We start from the raw sequence: 14,692 nt of genomic DNA on the forward strand, positions 1-14,692 counted from the left end.
CTGTCTTGAAAGGACAAAACCATGGCAAAGCAGCTTGCGTTTAATGACGCTGCCCGCCGGTCTCTTGAAGCCGGCATCGATAAGCTCGCCAACACCGTCAAGGTGACGCTCGGCCCGCGCGGCCGCAACGTCGTCCTGGACAAGAAGTGGGGCGCGCCCACCATCACGAACGACGGCGTCACCATCGCCCGCGAAGTTGAGCTGGACGACCCGTACGAGAACCTTGGCGCGCAGCTGGCCAAGGAAGTTGCCACCAAGACCAACGACGTTGCCGGCGACGGCACCACCACCGCGACGGTCCTGGCCCAGGCCCTGGTCAAGGAAGGCCTGCGCAACGTAGCGGCAGGCGCCGCTCCCGGCCAGATCAAGCGCGGCATCGAGGTTTCCGTTGAAGCCGTTGCTGCCCGCCTGCTGGAGAACGCCCGCCCCGTTGAAGGCACCCAGGTGGCCAACGTGGCAGCAATCTCCGCCCAGAGCGACGAGATCGGCGAGCTCCTCGCCGAGGCATTCGGCAAGGTGGGCAAGGATGGTGTGATCACCATCGAGGAGTCCTCCACCACCCAGACCGAACTGGTCCTCACCGAGGGCATGCAGTTCGACAAGGGTTACCTGTCCCCGTACTTCGTCACCGACGCGGAACGCCAGGAAGCAGTCCTCGAGGATGCCCTCATCCTGATCAACCAGGGCAAGATCTCCGCGGTGCAGGAATTCCTGCCGCTGCTGGAAAAGGCGCTGCAGAGCTCCAAGCCGCTGTTCATCATCGCCGAAGACATCGACGGCGAGGCCCTGTCCACGCTGATCGTCAACCGCATCCGCGGCACCCTGAACGTTGTCGCCGTCAAGGCTCCCGGCTTCGGCGACCGCCGCAAGGCCATGCTGCAGGACATCGCCACCCTCACCGGTGCACAGGTTGTGTCCCCGGAACTGGGCCTGAGCCTGGACACCGTTGGCCTTGAGGTGCTGGGTACCGCCCGCCGCATCACGGTCACCAAGGACAACACCACCATCGTTGACGGCGCAGGTTCGGCCGAAGACGTGGCAGCACGCGTTGCCCAGCTCCGTGCCGAGCTGACCCGCACCGACTCCGACTGGGACAAGGAAAAGCTGCAGGAACGCCTGGCCAAGCTGGCCGGCGGCATCGGCGTGATCAAGGTCGGCGCAGCCACCGAGGTTGAGCTGAAGGAAAAGAAGCACCGCATCGAAGATGCAGTGTCCTCCACCCGCGCTGCCCTCGAAGAAGGCATCGTGGCCGGTGGCGGTTCCGCGCTGATCCACGCACTGAAGGCCCTCGACGAGGATCCCGCCGTCAAGGCACTCGAAGGCGACGCCGCCGCTGCTGTGGGCATTGTCCGCCGCGCACTGGTGCAGCCGCTGCGCTGGATCGCCCAGAACGCCGGCTTCGATGGCTACGTCATCACCGCCAAGGTCGCCGACCTCGAAACCAACAACGGCTTCAACGCCAAGTCGGGCGAGTACGAAGACCTGATCGCTGCCGGTGTCATCGACCCCGTCAAGGTCACCCGCGCAGCCCTCCGCAACGCAGCCTCCATCGCTGCACTGGTTCTCACCACCGAGACCCTCGTTGTGGAGAAGCCTGCCGAGGAAGACGAGCACGCAGGCCACAGCCACTAGCATCCCCGCCCTGTAGCCGCAAAAAACCGGTCCAGCACCTGCTGGGCCGGTTTTTTGTGTGACGGCGGGAATTAAGTGGCCGCCATCTCCTGCGTCTCCACTTCGCCGGCACGCTCGTACACCAGTGACACTGCTCCCTTTGGGAAGGTGCGCGCCGGCTCGGCGAGGCGGAAGGTTGCCGGGACGGTCCCGGCGTCGAAGAGGCGCTTGCCCTGGCCCAAAGCCACCGGGTAAAGCCAGATATGCAGGCGGTCGAGAACGTCTGCGGCCAGCAGGGAACGGATAAGGACGCCGCTGCCGAACATGTGGACCTGCCCGTATTCCTCGCGCAGCCTGCCCGCGGCCGTGGCATCCGGCAGGACTGTGGTGCCCGCCCAGTCCGGAGCGGTGAGGTTGCCGGAGACCACGAACTTGGGCACGCGGTTGAGCGTGCCGCCGATGTCGTCGGACTGGTGGGGCCAGTAGGAAGCGAAGATGTCGTAGGTCTTCCGGCCGAGCAGCAGGGCGTCGATCTTGCCGACCTCGGCCTCGATGGCCGCCTCTGCCTCATTATCGGAGACCGGCGCCTGCCAGCCACCGAAGGCAAAGCCGCCTTCGGGGTCCTCCTCGCGGCCGCCCGGCGCCTGGTAGACGCCGTCGAGGGTCAGGAACAGGTTCGCGACGATGATTCCCATCCGTCCAGTGTGAGACTGCCCCCGGATGCTGTCCAGAGCCGGCGTGGCAGACTGGTGCCATGCTGCTCGAGGAGCTCGTGAAGACTACTGACGCTGTTGCGTCCACGCGCTCCAGGCTCGCGAAGGTCGCCGCGCTGGCAGACCTGCTGCGCCGGCTTGAGGCCGGGGACATTGCGACGGCGGTGGGCCTGCTGATCGCCAAACCGCGTCAAGGCAGGGTGGGGGTCGGCTGGCGCGGCATGTCAGCGGCCATGGGGGAGCCGGCCGCCGAGCCCAGCCTGACCGTCGCCGACCTCGACGCTGCACTGGACCGGCTGCTCGTCCCGGCAGGCGCCGGCTCGGCCGCGGAGCGCGCCGCCGCCCTCCGGTCGCTGACGGCGGCAGCCACCGAACGCGAGCAGGCCTTCATTTCGGGCGTACTGCTCGGTGAACTGCGCACCGGTGCGCTCGAAGGCGTTCTCACCGATGCTATTGCCCGTGCCGCGGATCGGCCCGTCGACGCCGTACGCCGCGCCGCCATGCTGTCCGGCGATCTCGGCGGGACCGCCCTGCTGGCGGTCACGGGCACGGCGGCCCAGCTCGACGCCGTTGGCCTCGTCGTCGGCCGGCCGGTGCAGCCCATGCTCGCCTCAACCGCCGCCAGTGCAGCGGCGGCGCTCGATGCCACGGGGGAAGCATCTGTGGAATACAAGCTCGACGGCGCGCGCATCCAGGTGCACCGGCTCGGCGACGAGGTGCGCATCTACACCCGCACCCTGGCCGAGGTGACCCACCGGCTGCCCGAGGTGGTGGAGGTGGTGCGCGGGCTCCCGGTGCACGATGTGATCCTCGACGGCGAAACCCTCGCCCTCGACGAGGACGGCGGCCCGCGGCCATTCCAGGAGACCATGTCGCGGTTCGGGGCGGACGCCGCGCGCAGCACGTTGCTGCATCCCTGGTTCTTCGACGTTTTGCACATCGACGGCCGCGACCTGCTGGACGAGCCACTGGCCACGCGCATCGCTGTGCTCGAACGCATTGCACCCGAATACCGGATCCCGGGGGAGATCACGGCGGATGCCGCGGCTGCCGAGAAAGTATCGCAGGCTGCGCTCGTTGCGGGGCATGAGGGGGTGGTGGTGAAGGCCGTGGGCTCAACCTACGCGGCCGGCCGGCGCGGTTCCAACTGGATCAAGGTGAAGCCGGTGCTGACCTATGACCTCGTGGTGCTCGCGTGCGAGTGGGGGTCCGGACGGCGCGCCGGGCTGCTGTCGAACCTGCATCTCGGAGCGCTCGACCCCGCCGGCGAGTTCGGCGAACCCGGCAGCTTCGTGATGGTGGGGAAGACCTTCAAGGGCCTCACCGATGCCCTGCTGCGCTGGCAAACCGAGAAGTTCCAGGAGCTTGAAGTGCGGCGCACGGCGGGCACCGTCTGGCTGGAGCCCGTCACCGTGGTGGAGATCGCGATCGATGGCGTGCAGCAATCCCCGCGCTATCCCGGCGGAATCGCGCTGCGGTTCGCACGCGTCAAGCGCTACCGCGACGATAAGACGGCTGCGGAAGCCGACACCATTCAAACGCTGCGCTCGCTGTTGCGTTCGTAGCAGGCGCGCGGGGGAACCCACCCGGGTGTGACGTGCCTCAGGCGCCCCGATTGCGGGCAACAGCGGGGTCTCGCCAGGGCCCCCGGGCCGCTTGTCCCGCGTCCGCCGCGGGCGTACGGTGGCGCTTAAGTACGGTCGGCGCCAGGCAACGTCGCGTGCAGTGCGCGACGGCGGCACTCCGGCTGGGGTAGGCGGGCAGGAGGCCACCATGTCAGCTGAGACGGGCCTTGACCACGGCAGGTGGGCCTTTCAGGAACATCGCTGGACCGAGGCCTGCCTGACCCTCCGCGAAGCCGACCAGCGCGGCGGCTTGCCCGCTGCCGACCTGGAACGACTGGCGACGGCCGAAATCCTGACGGGGGAGAGCGCCGCCGGTTTGGCGACCCTCACCCGCGCCCACGAGGAGTACCTGGTCGTCGGTGACGTCGAGAGTGCCGCCCGGTGCGCAGGCTGGATGGGCATGCAACTGATGTTGCTGGGGCAGCATGCCCAGGCGGGAGGGTGGCTGGCACGCGGCCAGCGGCTCGTGGATGAGTTGGCCGGGCCCACGGCCGTGCAAGCACTCCTGTTCCTCCCCGAGGGCCTGGGCAAACTTTATGGCGGCGACCCGGCCGCCGCGCTGGAGACATTTTCGCTTGTTGCCGCACTGGGCCAGCAGTTCCACAGCAAGGACATGTCCGCGCTTGGTCTCCTCGGCACAGGCCAGGCCACCCTGATGCTGGGCCACCCTGACGAGGCGCTCAAGATGTTCGACGAGGTCATGGTGGCTGTCACTGCCGGAGAACTTTCCCCTATTCCCTCAGGTATTGCCTACTGCGCAGTCATCGTTAATTGCCACCTGGCCTTCGACCTGGAGAGAGCCCTGGAATGGACGGCCGCCCTGGACCGCTGGTGCAGGGCTCGCCCGGACATGGTCTTTTTCAGCGGCCAGTGCCAGGCCCACCGCGCCGAGCTTTTCCGGCTGCACGGTGCCTGGGCCGAAGCGCTCACTGCGGCTGCAGCTGCCCAAGGACTTGCGGTGCGTGGTGATCCCCAGGCACTTTACGGAGGCTACTACCAGCAGGGAGAAGTGGAACGGCTGCGGGGACAGCTGGACGATGCCGAAGCGTCCTACCGCCAAGCGGCCCGCACCGGCTATGAACCACAGCCTGGTCTTGCGCTCCTCACCTTGGCACGCGGGGACAAGCAGCAGGCGCAGTCGATGATCCGCAGGGCAGCCGGGGCAGCCGACGCCGCTACCCGCCGGACCCTGCTGCCGGCGCTGGTGGAAATCGAACTGGCCGTGCCTGATCCGGAGGCAGCGAGGCGCGCGGCTGACGAGTTGGAAGCCTTTGCCCGCGAATGCCCCATGGCCATGGTCCGGGCCGTGGCCGGCCAGGCGGACGGCGCGGTCCGGCTGCACGAAGGCGATCCTGCTGGTGCAGCCCGGGCGCTCCGCCAGGCCTGGCACCTCTGGCTGGACCTTGGAGCGCCCTATGAGGCTGCCTGCTGCCGGGCCCTGATCGGGCGGGCGGGCCGGGACCTCGGTGATGAAGTCTCGGCCCTGATGGACTTTGAGGCGGCCCATTCGGAGTTCCTTGAATTGCGGGCTGCTCCCGCCGCGGCCTGGGCCGCGTCCCTGATGCAGAAGGCCGACGGCGGTGCCTTCGGACCACTGACGCCCAGGGAAGCGGAGGTGCTTCGGCTCGTGGCATCCGGCCAGGGGAACCGGGCCATCGCTGCAGCACTTTTCCTCAGCGAAAAGACCGTGGGCCGGCACATCAGCAACATCTTCCTGAAGCTTGGGCTGTCCTCCCGGGCAGCCGCCACCAGGTACGCCTTTGAGCACGGGATCGCGGGGTGAGTGCCTGCACATAATTACCCATCAAGGGCCCGCTCCAATTTGCATGTTTTACCCGACGCGGACCGGCTGGCTGCGCCCGTAGCCTCAAGACATGAACCTTCCAGTCCTGGGCCCAGCGGGACGGGAGGGGTCTGCCGCAGGCATCTTCATCACTGAAACAGGAGCGCAGCCATGAACAACAGCAACGTGACCGGCATGCTGGACACGATCATCATCGGCGGCGGCCAGGCAGGACTCGCCCTGGGCCACCACCTGAAGGAACAGCAGCGGAAGTTCCTTATCCTGGACGCGAGCGCGCGCACCGGTGACGCCTGGCGCCAGCGCTGGGATTCGCTCCGGGTGTTCACCCCCGCGAAGTACGACGGACTGCCGGGCGAGCCGTTTCCGGCGGACCCGCTGTCTTTCCCCACCAAGGACGAGGTGGCCGGGTACCTGGAAGGCTATGCCGCAAGGAACGCCCTGCCTGTGCTGCACCGAACCCGCGTGGAACGCCTGTGGCGGGAGGCCGACCACTTCGTGGCGGCCTCCAACGGCCGCCGCTGGGAGGCGCGCAACGCCGTCGTCGCCACCGGAGTCAGCCAGGCTCCCAGGCTGCCCGCTTTCGCTGCCGACCTGGCACCTTCCACGCTCCAGCTCCACTCCGGCGACTACCGGAATCCAGGGCAACTGCAGGACGGCCCGGTCCTGGTGGTGGGGCTGGGAAACTCGGGGGCGGAGATTGCCCTCGAAGTGGGCCGCACGCACCCGACCACCGTGGCCGGAAAGCCAAGCGGCGAACTCCCGGTGAAGCACGGGCGCGCCGCGGCCCGCTTCGTCCTGCCGATCGTGCGCTTCCTCGGCCTGCACGTGCTGACGCTCGATTCGCCGGTTGGACGCAGGGTGGCCCCCACCTTCAAGGCGCACGCCACGCCCCTGATCAGGACCAAGACCAGGGACCTGATCGCGGCCGGCGTGCAGGTCAGGCCGAGGGTGGCCGGCGTCGAGGACGGGAAGCCGGTCCTGGCGGACGGAGCCCGGCTGGACGTCGCAAACGTCATCTGGTGCACCGGGTTCCGGGACGACTTCAGCTGGATCGACCCGAACCTGCTTGACGGCGGCGGGCTTCCCCGGCAGCACCGGGGCGTGGCTCTGGATATCCCTGGCCTGTTCTTCCTGGGGCAGGAATTCCTGCACGCTGCGGCATCCGCCACCCTCCCCGGCGCAGGCCGGGATTCGCGGTACCTGGCAGGGAAAATAACCCCAAACGGGTAGAATCGATGTTTTGCCTATGCGCCTGTGAGGTCTTTTTGTGTCGATAGCGAGAACAGAGGCTGCAGCCGGAACGCTTCCCGGAGCCGACGCCAAGGGCCGGAAACCAACGTTCCGGCCCGAGGTACAGGGCCTCCGCGCCCTCGCCGTGCTGATGGTGGTTGCCTATCATGTCTGGCTGGGCCGGGTGTCCGGCGGAGTGGACATCTTCCTGCTGATCTCGGCTTTCCTGCTGACGCTTTCCTTTGTCCGAAAAGCCGAAGCAGGACGTCCCTTCGGGCTTCTGGCACACTGGCTGCACCTGTTCAAGCGGCTGCTGCCGGCCGCCGTCGTGGTCATTCTCGGCGTCCTGGCCGGCACGTGGCTGATCCTGCCGCAGAGCCGGTGGCCGCAGGTGCTGGACCAGGCCTGGGCGTCGCTGCTCTACGGCCAGAACTGGCTGCTCGCTGACACTGCTGTTGACTATTACGCCCAGGACCACGCCGGCGCCAGCCCGCTCCAGCACTTCTGGTCGCTGTCCATCCAGGGCCAGGTGTTCATCCTGTGGCCAGTGATTTTCGCCGGCACTGCCGGGTTGCTGGTGCTGCTGCAGCGGGTCCCGGCTTTTACCCGCGTGAACTACCGCGGATTGCTGGCGCTGGTCTTCGGGGCGGTCTTCGCTTTCTCGCTGGCGTACTCCGTGGAGCAGACCGCAACGAACCAGGCGTACGCCTACTTCGACACCAGGGCCCGGCTTTGGGAGTTTGCACTGGGATCCCTCCTGGCCCTGGCGCTGCCCTACCTGAAACCTGCCCGGGCGCTGCGGGTGGTCCTGGGCTGGGCAGGACTGGCTGCCATGATCTCCTGCGGCCTGCTGCTCACAGTGGACCGGTCCTTTCCCGGGTACGTCGCGCTGTGGCCCACCCTCGCCGCGGCTGCCATCATCGTCGCGGGCCAAAGCGGCAGCCGCTACGGCGTCGACCGGTTCCTGGGCAGCAAGCCGCTGGTGGCGCTTGGTGACAATTCGTATGCCCTGTACTTGTGGCACTGGCCGGTATTGGTGCTGGCGCTCGCGGCCACCGGAGTGGAGGCACCCAACCTGATCCAGGGCCTCGCAATCGTTGGGGCAGCGGTTGTGCTCGCTGTCCTCACTACGCGGTTCGTTGAAAGGCCGCTGCGGGACTGGCACTGGCCGAAACTTCGGGCCTGGCGCACCGCCGTCGTCATTGTTGCCTGCGGGGCAGTCCTCGCCGGTCCCGTGGCCGTCTGGCAGACCACGCTCACCGCAGAGGAAAGCGCGACGGCGGCCCAGCCGCGGGAGCTCACGCCGGGGGCCGCGGTGCTCAGCCCGGACAACGCGCCGGTTTCCGATCCACAGGCAAAGATCATTCCAGGGCCGGCCGCGCTGGACCGTGACTGGGCCGGCATCCACGCTCCCTGCACTGGTGCCAACGCCACCGGCGACCCCATTCTCAAGGGGTGCCGGCAGGAGGTCCCGGAGGGGGAAGCCACCAAACGGATCGTGGTCCTGGGCGACTCCCACTCGCAGCAGTACCTGGGGGCACTGGCGCCGATCGCGGCTGAGCGGGGCTGGGAACTGGTGACGCTGCTGATGCCGGCATGCCGCTTTGGTGCCGAGTCACCTGAAAGGAACGCGGAGTGCAATGCCTACAACCGGGCCAGCGCCGCGTATGTCCTGGAACACCGGCCCGATGCCGTGTTCACCGTGGCAAGCCTGACGTATGAGGAAGCTCCCTTCGAGACCGAAGTCCCGGGCTACCTGGACGGTATCCGGCCGTTCGCGGACGCCGGCATCGAGATCATCGGCATCAGGGACAACCCCCGCTTCACGTTCAACATGCCTGAGTGCATCCAGCGGAACGGCCCGGACGCGCCGGAATGCAGTGTGTCCCTGGAGGAGTCCCTGGTGAACCCCTCACCGCTGGACAGCTACGCGGGCCAGGTGGAGGGGCTGCACCTGATGGACTTGAGCGACTTTATCTGTGCCCGCGGCATCTGCCCCGGCGTGGTGGGGAACGTCTACGTTTACAAGGACGACAACCACCTCACCCGCACCTACGTGGAAAGCATGATCCCCATGTTCGAGCAGCGGCTCCTCGCCTCGACAGGCTGGAACTGACGCTGCGGGCGGGGCCGTGCGGTTGCTCACAATTCCTGCCTGGAATAGGGGGATCGGCGTCGAGGTTCTAATATTTACTCAACACTTTCTGAACCCCGAGCGCCGCATCCAGCGGTGGTCCGCACAATCTTCTGCACAGGCCAGTCCCGTAATGACGGGCTGGTCATCGGCTGCAACCCCTACCCGCACAGCAACCAAGGTAAGAGGCGCACTCATGACCGAGCCCGAACACAACCCCTTTGGCTTCATCGGCCTGACCTACGACGACGTCCTGCTCCTGCCCGGCCACACCGAGGTCATCCCTTCCGAGGCGGATACCTCTTCCCGGATCTCCAAGCGCATCACCGTGCAGACACCCCTGCTGTCCGCGGCTATGGACACCGTGACGGAATCCCGGATGGCCATCGCCATGGCGCGCCAGGGCGGCCTGGGCGTGGTGCACCGCAACCTGTCCATCGCCGACCAGGCGGACCAGGTGGACCGCGTCAAGCGCAGCGAGTCCGGGATGATCACCAACCCGCTGACCATCCGGCCCGAGGCAACCCTGCGCGAACTGGATGACCTGTGCGCCCAGTACCGCGTGTCCGGCCTGCCCGTGGTGGACGAGGACAACCGCCTGCTGGGCATCGTGACCAACCGCGACACCCGCTTTGTGCCCGAGTCCGATTTCCCGCTGCGGCTCGTCAGCGACGTGATGACCAAGATGCCACTGGTCACCGGGCACGTGGGGATCAGCCGCGAGGAGGCCTCGCACAAGCTGGCCACCAACAAGATCGAAAAGCTGCCGCTGGTGGACGAGCAGGGCCGGTTGAAGGGCCTGATCACCACCAAGGACTTCACCAAGGCGGAGCAGTACCCGCTTGCCACCAAGGATGACGAAGGCCGCCTTCGCGTGGGCGCAGCCATCGGCTTCTTCGGGGACGGCTGGGAGCGCGCCATGGCACTGGTTGATGCCGGCGTCGACGCCCTCTTCGTGGACACCGCCAACGGCCACTCCCAGGGTGTGCTGGACATGATCCGCCGCCTCAAGTCTGATCCCGTCGCCGCGCACGTGGACGTCATTGGCGGCCAGGCCGCAACCCGTGAAGGCGCCCAGGCCCTGATCGACGCCGGCGCTGACGGCATCAAGGTGGGCGTGGGACCTGGCTCCATCTGCACCACCCGCGTGGTGGCCGGCGTGGGCGTTCCGCAGATCACGGCCATCTACGAATCCGCCAAGGCAGCCATCCCCGCCGGCGTTCCGCTGATCGCCGACGGCGGCCTGCAGTACTCCGGCGACATCGGCAAGGCCCTCGTTGCCGGCGCCGACACCGTAATGCTGGGCTCCCTCCTGGCCGGCTGCGACGAATCTCCGGGTGAACTGATCTTCGTCAACGGCAAGCAGTTCAAGTCCTACCGCGGCATGGGCTCCCTCGGCGCCATGCAGTCCCGCGGCAAGAACACGTCCTACTCCAAGGACCGCTACTTCCAGGCGGACGTCTCCGGCGACGACAAACTGATCCCCGAAGGCATCGAGGGCCGTGTGGCCTACCGCGGACCGTTGGCGTCCGTGGCGTACCAGCTGGTGGGCGGCCTGCGCCAGACCATGTTCTACACGGGTGCCCCCACCGTCCCTGAGCTGAAGGCCCGAGGCAAGTTTGTCCGGATCACCCCGGCAGGGCTGAAGGAATCGCACCCGCACGATATCCAGATGACCGTCGAGGCGCCGAACTACGGATCGCGCTGACAACGGCAGGGGATAAAACGAAGGGCCAGCCGCCTCGCCGGCTGGCCCTTCGCCCGTATGCCCGGGCGGTAGCCCAAGTGCTGCGCGTCAGCTTCCGTGCCTCCCCGGGCGCTGTGGTGATGAAAGTGCTCGGCTCGCTGATCTCGGCCGTGCTGCCGCTGGTGACCACCTACTTCGCTGCGCTCACCACCACCGCGCTGGCCGCTGCGTACGCCGGTGACGCGGAAGCCGGGCAGTTGGCCATTGTCTACGTCATCATCACCGCCGCCCTGGGCCTGTTCTGGGGTGCATTCAACAGCGTGGACCGCTACATCCAGCAGCTTATGAGTTTCAAGGTGGGCGCCATCGTGGGCGACCAGATGTACGAGCGGTTCCTTGCGCTGGAATTCTGGCGCTACGACGACAAAGAAACCGTGGACCTGTACGACCGCGCCAAAAGGTTCTCCGACTCCTACGCGCGTGTATTGGACCGGATCGCGGCGATCTTTACCCAGCTCGTCTCGGTCATCCTCGCCATCGGCGCGCTGCTGCTGGTCAGCTGGTGGATCGCGGTGATCGTCCTGGTGGCCATCGTGCCCAGCGTGTACCTGCAGTTCAAGCTGTCCCGGGAGCAGATTGCGCACTGGAACACGCAGGTGGATTCCCGGCGGCAGCGCCGGATGATCGAACAGAACCTGCTCCGGCCGCAGCACATAGCCGAGATGCGCCTCTACGGCATCGTGGGCTTCCTGATGGACTTCCGTTCCCGCCTTCGGGACGCAGACGAGCGCCGCCGTCTTGATTTCCAGCGTCGCTACATCCCCAAGCAGCTCGCCGCCGACGCCCTGCAGTATGGCGCGGAGGTGGTCTCGCTGATCTGGGTGGTGGGGCAGATCATCGCCCGCGCCCAGCCTGTCGGCCAGTTCCTGTACGTGCAGCAGATCGTCAGCCGGGCGCTGTCCACGGCCAACAACCTCGTCTCGTCCCTCAGCTCCATCGACGAGGACCACGCAAACCTCAAGGACTATGAGCTGTTTATGGCCCTGCCGGTGCATTCCGAGCACGCACCCCCGCTGCTGGAATCCCCGAAGACAGTGGAGCTGAAGGACATCCGCTTCACGTACACCGGCAGCGACATCGAGGTGATCCGGGGCATCAGCATGACCATCCGCGAAGGCCAGCACATCGCTATCGTGGGGGAAAACGGCGCCGGAAAGTCCACCCTCATCCGGATCCTGGCCGGCCTCTACCGCCCGGACTCGGGCCAGGTAATGCTCGACGACGTGGACCTCGCCGCCGTCGACGTGACCTCCTGGCACCGCCACCTGGCCGTGCTGAGCCAGGAGTTCCTCAAGTATGAGTTCGCCACAGCCGCGGAGAACATCTACTTCGGCGACGTCGACTCACCGCGGGACGATGACCGCGTCCGCCGGGCCGCCGGGGATGCCGAGGCCCTGGACTTCATCAATAAACTGCCCAACGGGCTGGACAACCACGTCAGCAACTGGATGGAGGATCCCCGCGGCCGGAAAGGCAGCGGGCTCAGCGGTGGCCAGTGGCAGCGGCTGGCTATGGCTCGCAACTTCTACCGGGATGCCTCGTTTATGGTGATGGACGAACCCACGTCGGCCATTGATGCCCTGGCCGAGCACCGCATCTTCACCCGCCTCTTCGCGGACCGGAGCAGCACCATCATCGCCATCAGCCACCGGCTGGCCACCATCGAAAAGGCCGACATCGTGTACATGCTCGAAGACGGGCAGATCGTGGAAGAGGGCACCCACACCGAACTCGTGGCACTGAGGGGGCGCTACTTTCGGATGTTTGAATCGCAGCTGACTGTAGAGGAGTCCGAAGGCGCCTGAGTCCGGCGGCGTCCCGGTCCTGGCGGCGATTGAGCTACTTCTCCACCACCGTGGTGCGGACCCGTGCAATGGTTGGCCGCGGCGGGACACTGCTGAAACCAAAGGTAACCGCAGGTTTGATGGGCGCCAGCGCGCCCGCGTCGGTGCCGTTCCAGCGAACGGCGGCGGACCTGATGTTGTGGAGGTCGCTCACCCCGTAATACTCAAGCCGGCCGCCTCCGGCGGTGCCGAACGTCCGCGCACCCGGGGCTACCAGCGCAGCCAGTGGGCTGACGGCGCCCAGCCAGCGGGGGTGGACGGCGAGAGGCCTGGGGACTGCCCGGAGTGCGCTCCCCAGGATAGTCCTGGCTCCCACGACCGCGCGGATTACCAGAGGACCGGCGTCGGCTGCAAGGCCAGCGTGATCCCAGGTCGCGGCCACGTCCACAACACGCACCTCGTCGAAGCTGTAAGTACTGGAGACGAAGTCAGCCACCTCCATGGTGGGCGCCAGCAGCAGCCGATGCCCGGAAGGCTGTTGGAGCATCACGTCCGCAAAGGAACCGAACGGCGACTCCTGCCACATGCCCACCACTGCCCGCAGGCCGGAGGACGTGCCGATGCCGGCGATGTGCCCGTCGAAGATCCATCGTTCTGCCATCTGGCCACTGTAGCCAACCCGGCGGGTTCGGCGGGCGGCGTCAGGAGGATCGCATCCCGTGTGTCCGCCGGCGCTTAGAGCGGGCCGTAACCGGCGTTGCCGTAGGGGTCGCGCCAGGTCGCCAGGTCGGCTTCCACAGCACTCCGGAGTCCGGGGTTTGCCTGGACCCGCAGCCGGAAGGACTGCCGCGCCCGGCCCATCACTGCCGAAGGGACCAATATGCAGGCCACCAGGAGGGCAAGGGTGAGCAGAAAGCAGCCTGCCAGCAGTACCACGGTGGCGTTGCCCCTTGCAGCGGCCGCCGGCAGGAACAAGGACAGGATCCCACCCCCCATGGCGGCCAGCACTGACACCGTGACGATGCCGCCGCGGGCCGATCCGGGGCCACGGGTTATAAGGATCCGGTCGGTGTTTGGCAGGGTGGCCCGGACCCGCTTCCAGGAGAAGAGGCCGAGCACCAGCAGGGCGGCCCCCAGCGCGCCGAGGACCAGCACCGCGGCCGGGTTTCCTGACGTGGCTGAGAAGAACGCGCCGGCCAGGGCAAGGACTGGTCCGCCGGCGATGGCGCTGCTCCAGCCCGCCGCCAGGGTGCCCTGGGCGTCCGCTAGCTGCCGCAACCGCGACGGCGCGTTCGGGGGACTGACCCGGGCCAGTTCCGGGGAGAGCCAATGATCGAGGGAATGTGAGGGCAGGCTGGCAGGGAAGGGAACGGGATGTGTCATGCCGTCCTAAGGCCCAAACCCAAACCCTGGCGCAGCCGGTCCTCCAGGTCTTCCGGCCTCAGGGCAGTGCGGGCAGGTTGTGCGGCATCGCCGGTGGCTATCTCCAGGGAACCATCCGCCGCAGCCTTGATATGGACTGCGTGGAAGGTGCCGTCCGCAACGTGCCGGCGGAGCGTGCCCGCCGCCGGGCGGCCATCCGGCGCGGTGCCAAGGTAGAAGCTGACCATCTCGACGGCGGTGGTGAACATGCCATCGGCATTGGTCAAGGGGCGCAGCTCGTGGACACCGTACTTGCTGAGGCTGAGGATCAGGGCGGCGTCACCGGAACCGAAGAGGAAGTAGACATGCTCCGACTTCGGCGTCACCAAAGCGACCTCCAGCCACGCGTCGGAGTCTGCAAGGATCGCTGCAACGGCGGTGGCAGGACCCGCCGGCAGGAGGCCCTCCCCTTCAACTGTCATAAGCCCGCGTTCCAGGAGGGTAGCCACACCCGCCTGCTCAAGGGGTGCGCCGGCCGCATGGTCAAGCCTGAACAGGCTCTGGCACTTCAGCGCTCCGCTGGTTCCCGCCAGGGCGATCAGGGCAATGAGTTCGTGTTCGGTGATGAGCAGGGGTGAGTCTTCTTGAGTGGTCACAGCAGCCTTTGGGTAGACAGGTCTCG

11 protein-coding genes are annotated in these 14,692 nt (G+C 67.1%); 7 read left to right on the top strand and 4 right to left on the bottom strand.

The annotated features are described in order from the left end of the window. The first annotated feature begins 21 nt into the window (after nt 1-21). Nucleotides 22-1,632 (top strand): chaperonin GroEL, encoded by a 1,611-nt coding sequence (gene groL / locus ACFVYC_RS01025; RefSeq protein ID WP_387545601.1) that lies wholly within the window; start codon nt 22-24, stop codon nt 1,630-1,632. Nucleotides 1,633-1,703: 71 nt separating this feature from the next. On the opposite strand, the gene ACFVYC_RS01030 is transcribed toward groL, so the two are convergent. After that, complete coding sequence (locus ACFVYC_RS01030; RefSeq protein WP_387545603.1) at nt 1,704-2,306, bottom strand: dihydrofolate reductase family protein; 603 nt, start codon at nt 2,304-2,306, stop codon at nt 1,704-1,706. A 59-nt stretch (nt 2,307-2,365) separates the two neighbouring features. Between ACFVYC_RS01030 and ACFVYC_RS01035 the strand changes: the two genes are divergently transcribed. From ACFVYC_RS01035 to ACFVYC_RS01060, 6 genes are all read left to right on the top strand, one after another. Next, nucleotides 2,366-3,889 carry an ATP-dependent DNA ligase gene (locus ACFVYC_RS01035; protein ID WP_387545605.1) on the top strand — a complete coding sequence of 508 codons (1,524 nt, stop codon included), beginning with the start codon at nt 2,366-2,368 and terminating at the stop codon, nt 3,887-3,889. 208 nt (nt 3,890-4,097) lie between these two features. Then, nucleotides 4,098-5,732, top strand: a complete 1,635-nt coding sequence (locus ACFVYC_RS01040) for a LuxR C-terminal-related transcriptional regulator (protein WP_387545608.1) — start codon at nt 4,098-4,100, stop codon at nt 5,730-5,732. A 171-nt stretch (nt 5,733-5,903) separates the two neighbouring features. After that, a complete protein-coding gene (locus ACFVYC_RS01045) occupies nt 5,904-6,983 on the top strand; it encodes a flavin-containing monooxygenase (RefSeq protein WP_387545610.1) in 1,080 nt (359 codons plus the stop codon). A gap of 37 nt (nt 6,984-7,020) precedes the next feature. Then, nucleotides 7,021-9,099 (top strand): acyltransferase family protein, encoded by a 2,079-nt coding sequence (locus ACFVYC_RS01050; protein ID WP_387545612.1) that lies wholly within the window; start codon nt 7,021-7,023, stop codon nt 9,097-9,099. A 214-nt stretch (nt 9,100-9,313) separates the two neighbouring features. After that, a complete protein-coding gene (gene guaB, locus ACFVYC_RS01055; RefSeq protein WP_050054391.1) occupies nt 9,314-10,825 on the top strand; it encodes an IMP dehydrogenase in 1,512 nt (503 codons plus the stop codon). 77 nt (nt 10,826-10,902) lie between these two features. Next, a complete protein-coding gene (locus tag ACFVYC_RS01060) occupies nt 10,903-12,669 on the top strand; it encodes an ABC transporter ATP-binding protein (protein ID WP_387545614.1) in 1,767 nt (588 codons plus the stop codon). A 34-nt stretch (nt 12,670-12,703) separates the two neighbouring features. Here the strand turns inward: ACFVYC_RS01060 and ACFVYC_RS01065 are convergent, their stop codons facing one another. The 3 genes from ACFVYC_RS01065 to ACFVYC_RS01075 form a co-directional block, all read right to left on the bottom strand. Then, entirely contained in the window at nt 12,704-13,309 is a 606-nt protein-coding gene (locus tag ACFVYC_RS01065; protein WP_387545616.1) for a hypothetical protein, read from the bottom strand. 74 nt (nt 13,310-13,383) lie between these two features. Continuing rightward, on the bottom strand, nt 13,384-14,031 hold the full coding sequence (locus tag ACFVYC_RS01070) for a hypothetical protein (RefSeq protein WP_387545619.1): 648 nt from the start codon (nt 14,029-14,031) through the stop codon (nt 13,384-13,386). Beyond that, nucleotides 14,028-14,666: a hypothetical protein gene (locus tag ACFVYC_RS01075; protein WP_387545621.1), complete on the bottom strand. Its 639-nt coding sequence runs from the start codon at nt 14,664-14,666 to the stop codon at nt 14,028-14,030. The genes ACFVYC_RS01070 and ACFVYC_RS01075 overlap by 4 nt, the downstream gene beginning before the upstream one ends. Nucleotides 14,667-14,692: the final 26 nt, after the last annotated feature.

The organism is Pseudarthrobacter sp. NPDC058329, assembly GCF_042879835.1.
GTDB lineage: Bacteria > Actinomycetota > Actinomycetes > Actinomycetales > Micrococcaceae > Arthrobacter.

Excerpts from the sequence above, each read along its gene's own strand:
- groL (WP_387545601.1), top strand. The coding sequence starts at position 22 with ATGGCAAAGCAGCTTGCGTTTAATGACGCTGCCCGCCGGTCTCTTGAA.
- ACFVYC_RS01030 (WP_387545603.1), bottom strand. The coding sequence starts at position 2,306 with ATGGGAATCATCGTCGCGAACCTGTTCCTGACCCTCGACGGCGTCTAC.
- ACFVYC_RS01035 (WP_387545605.1), top strand. The coding sequence starts at position 2,366 with ATGCTGCTCGAGGAGCTCGTGAAGACTACTGACGCTGTTGCGTCCACG.
- ACFVYC_RS01040 (WP_387545608.1), top strand. The coding sequence starts at position 4,098 with ATGTCAGCTGAGACGGGCCTTGACCACGGCAGGTGGGCCTTTCAGGAA.
- ACFVYC_RS01045 (WP_387545610.1), top strand. The coding sequence starts at position 5,904 with ATGAACAACAGCAACGTGACCGGCATGCTGGACACGATCATCATCGGC.
- guaB (WP_050054391.1), top strand. The coding sequence starts at position 9,314 with ATGACCGAGCCCGAACACAACCCCTTTGGCTTCATCGGCCTGACCTAC.
- ACFVYC_RS01065 (WP_387545616.1), bottom strand. The coding sequence starts at position 13,309 with ATGGCAGAACGATGGATCTTCGACGGGCACATCGCCGGCATCGGCACG.
- ACFVYC_RS01070 (WP_387545619.1), bottom strand. The coding sequence starts at position 14,031 with ATGACACATCCCGTTCCCTTCCCTGCCAGCCTGCCCTCACATTCCCTC.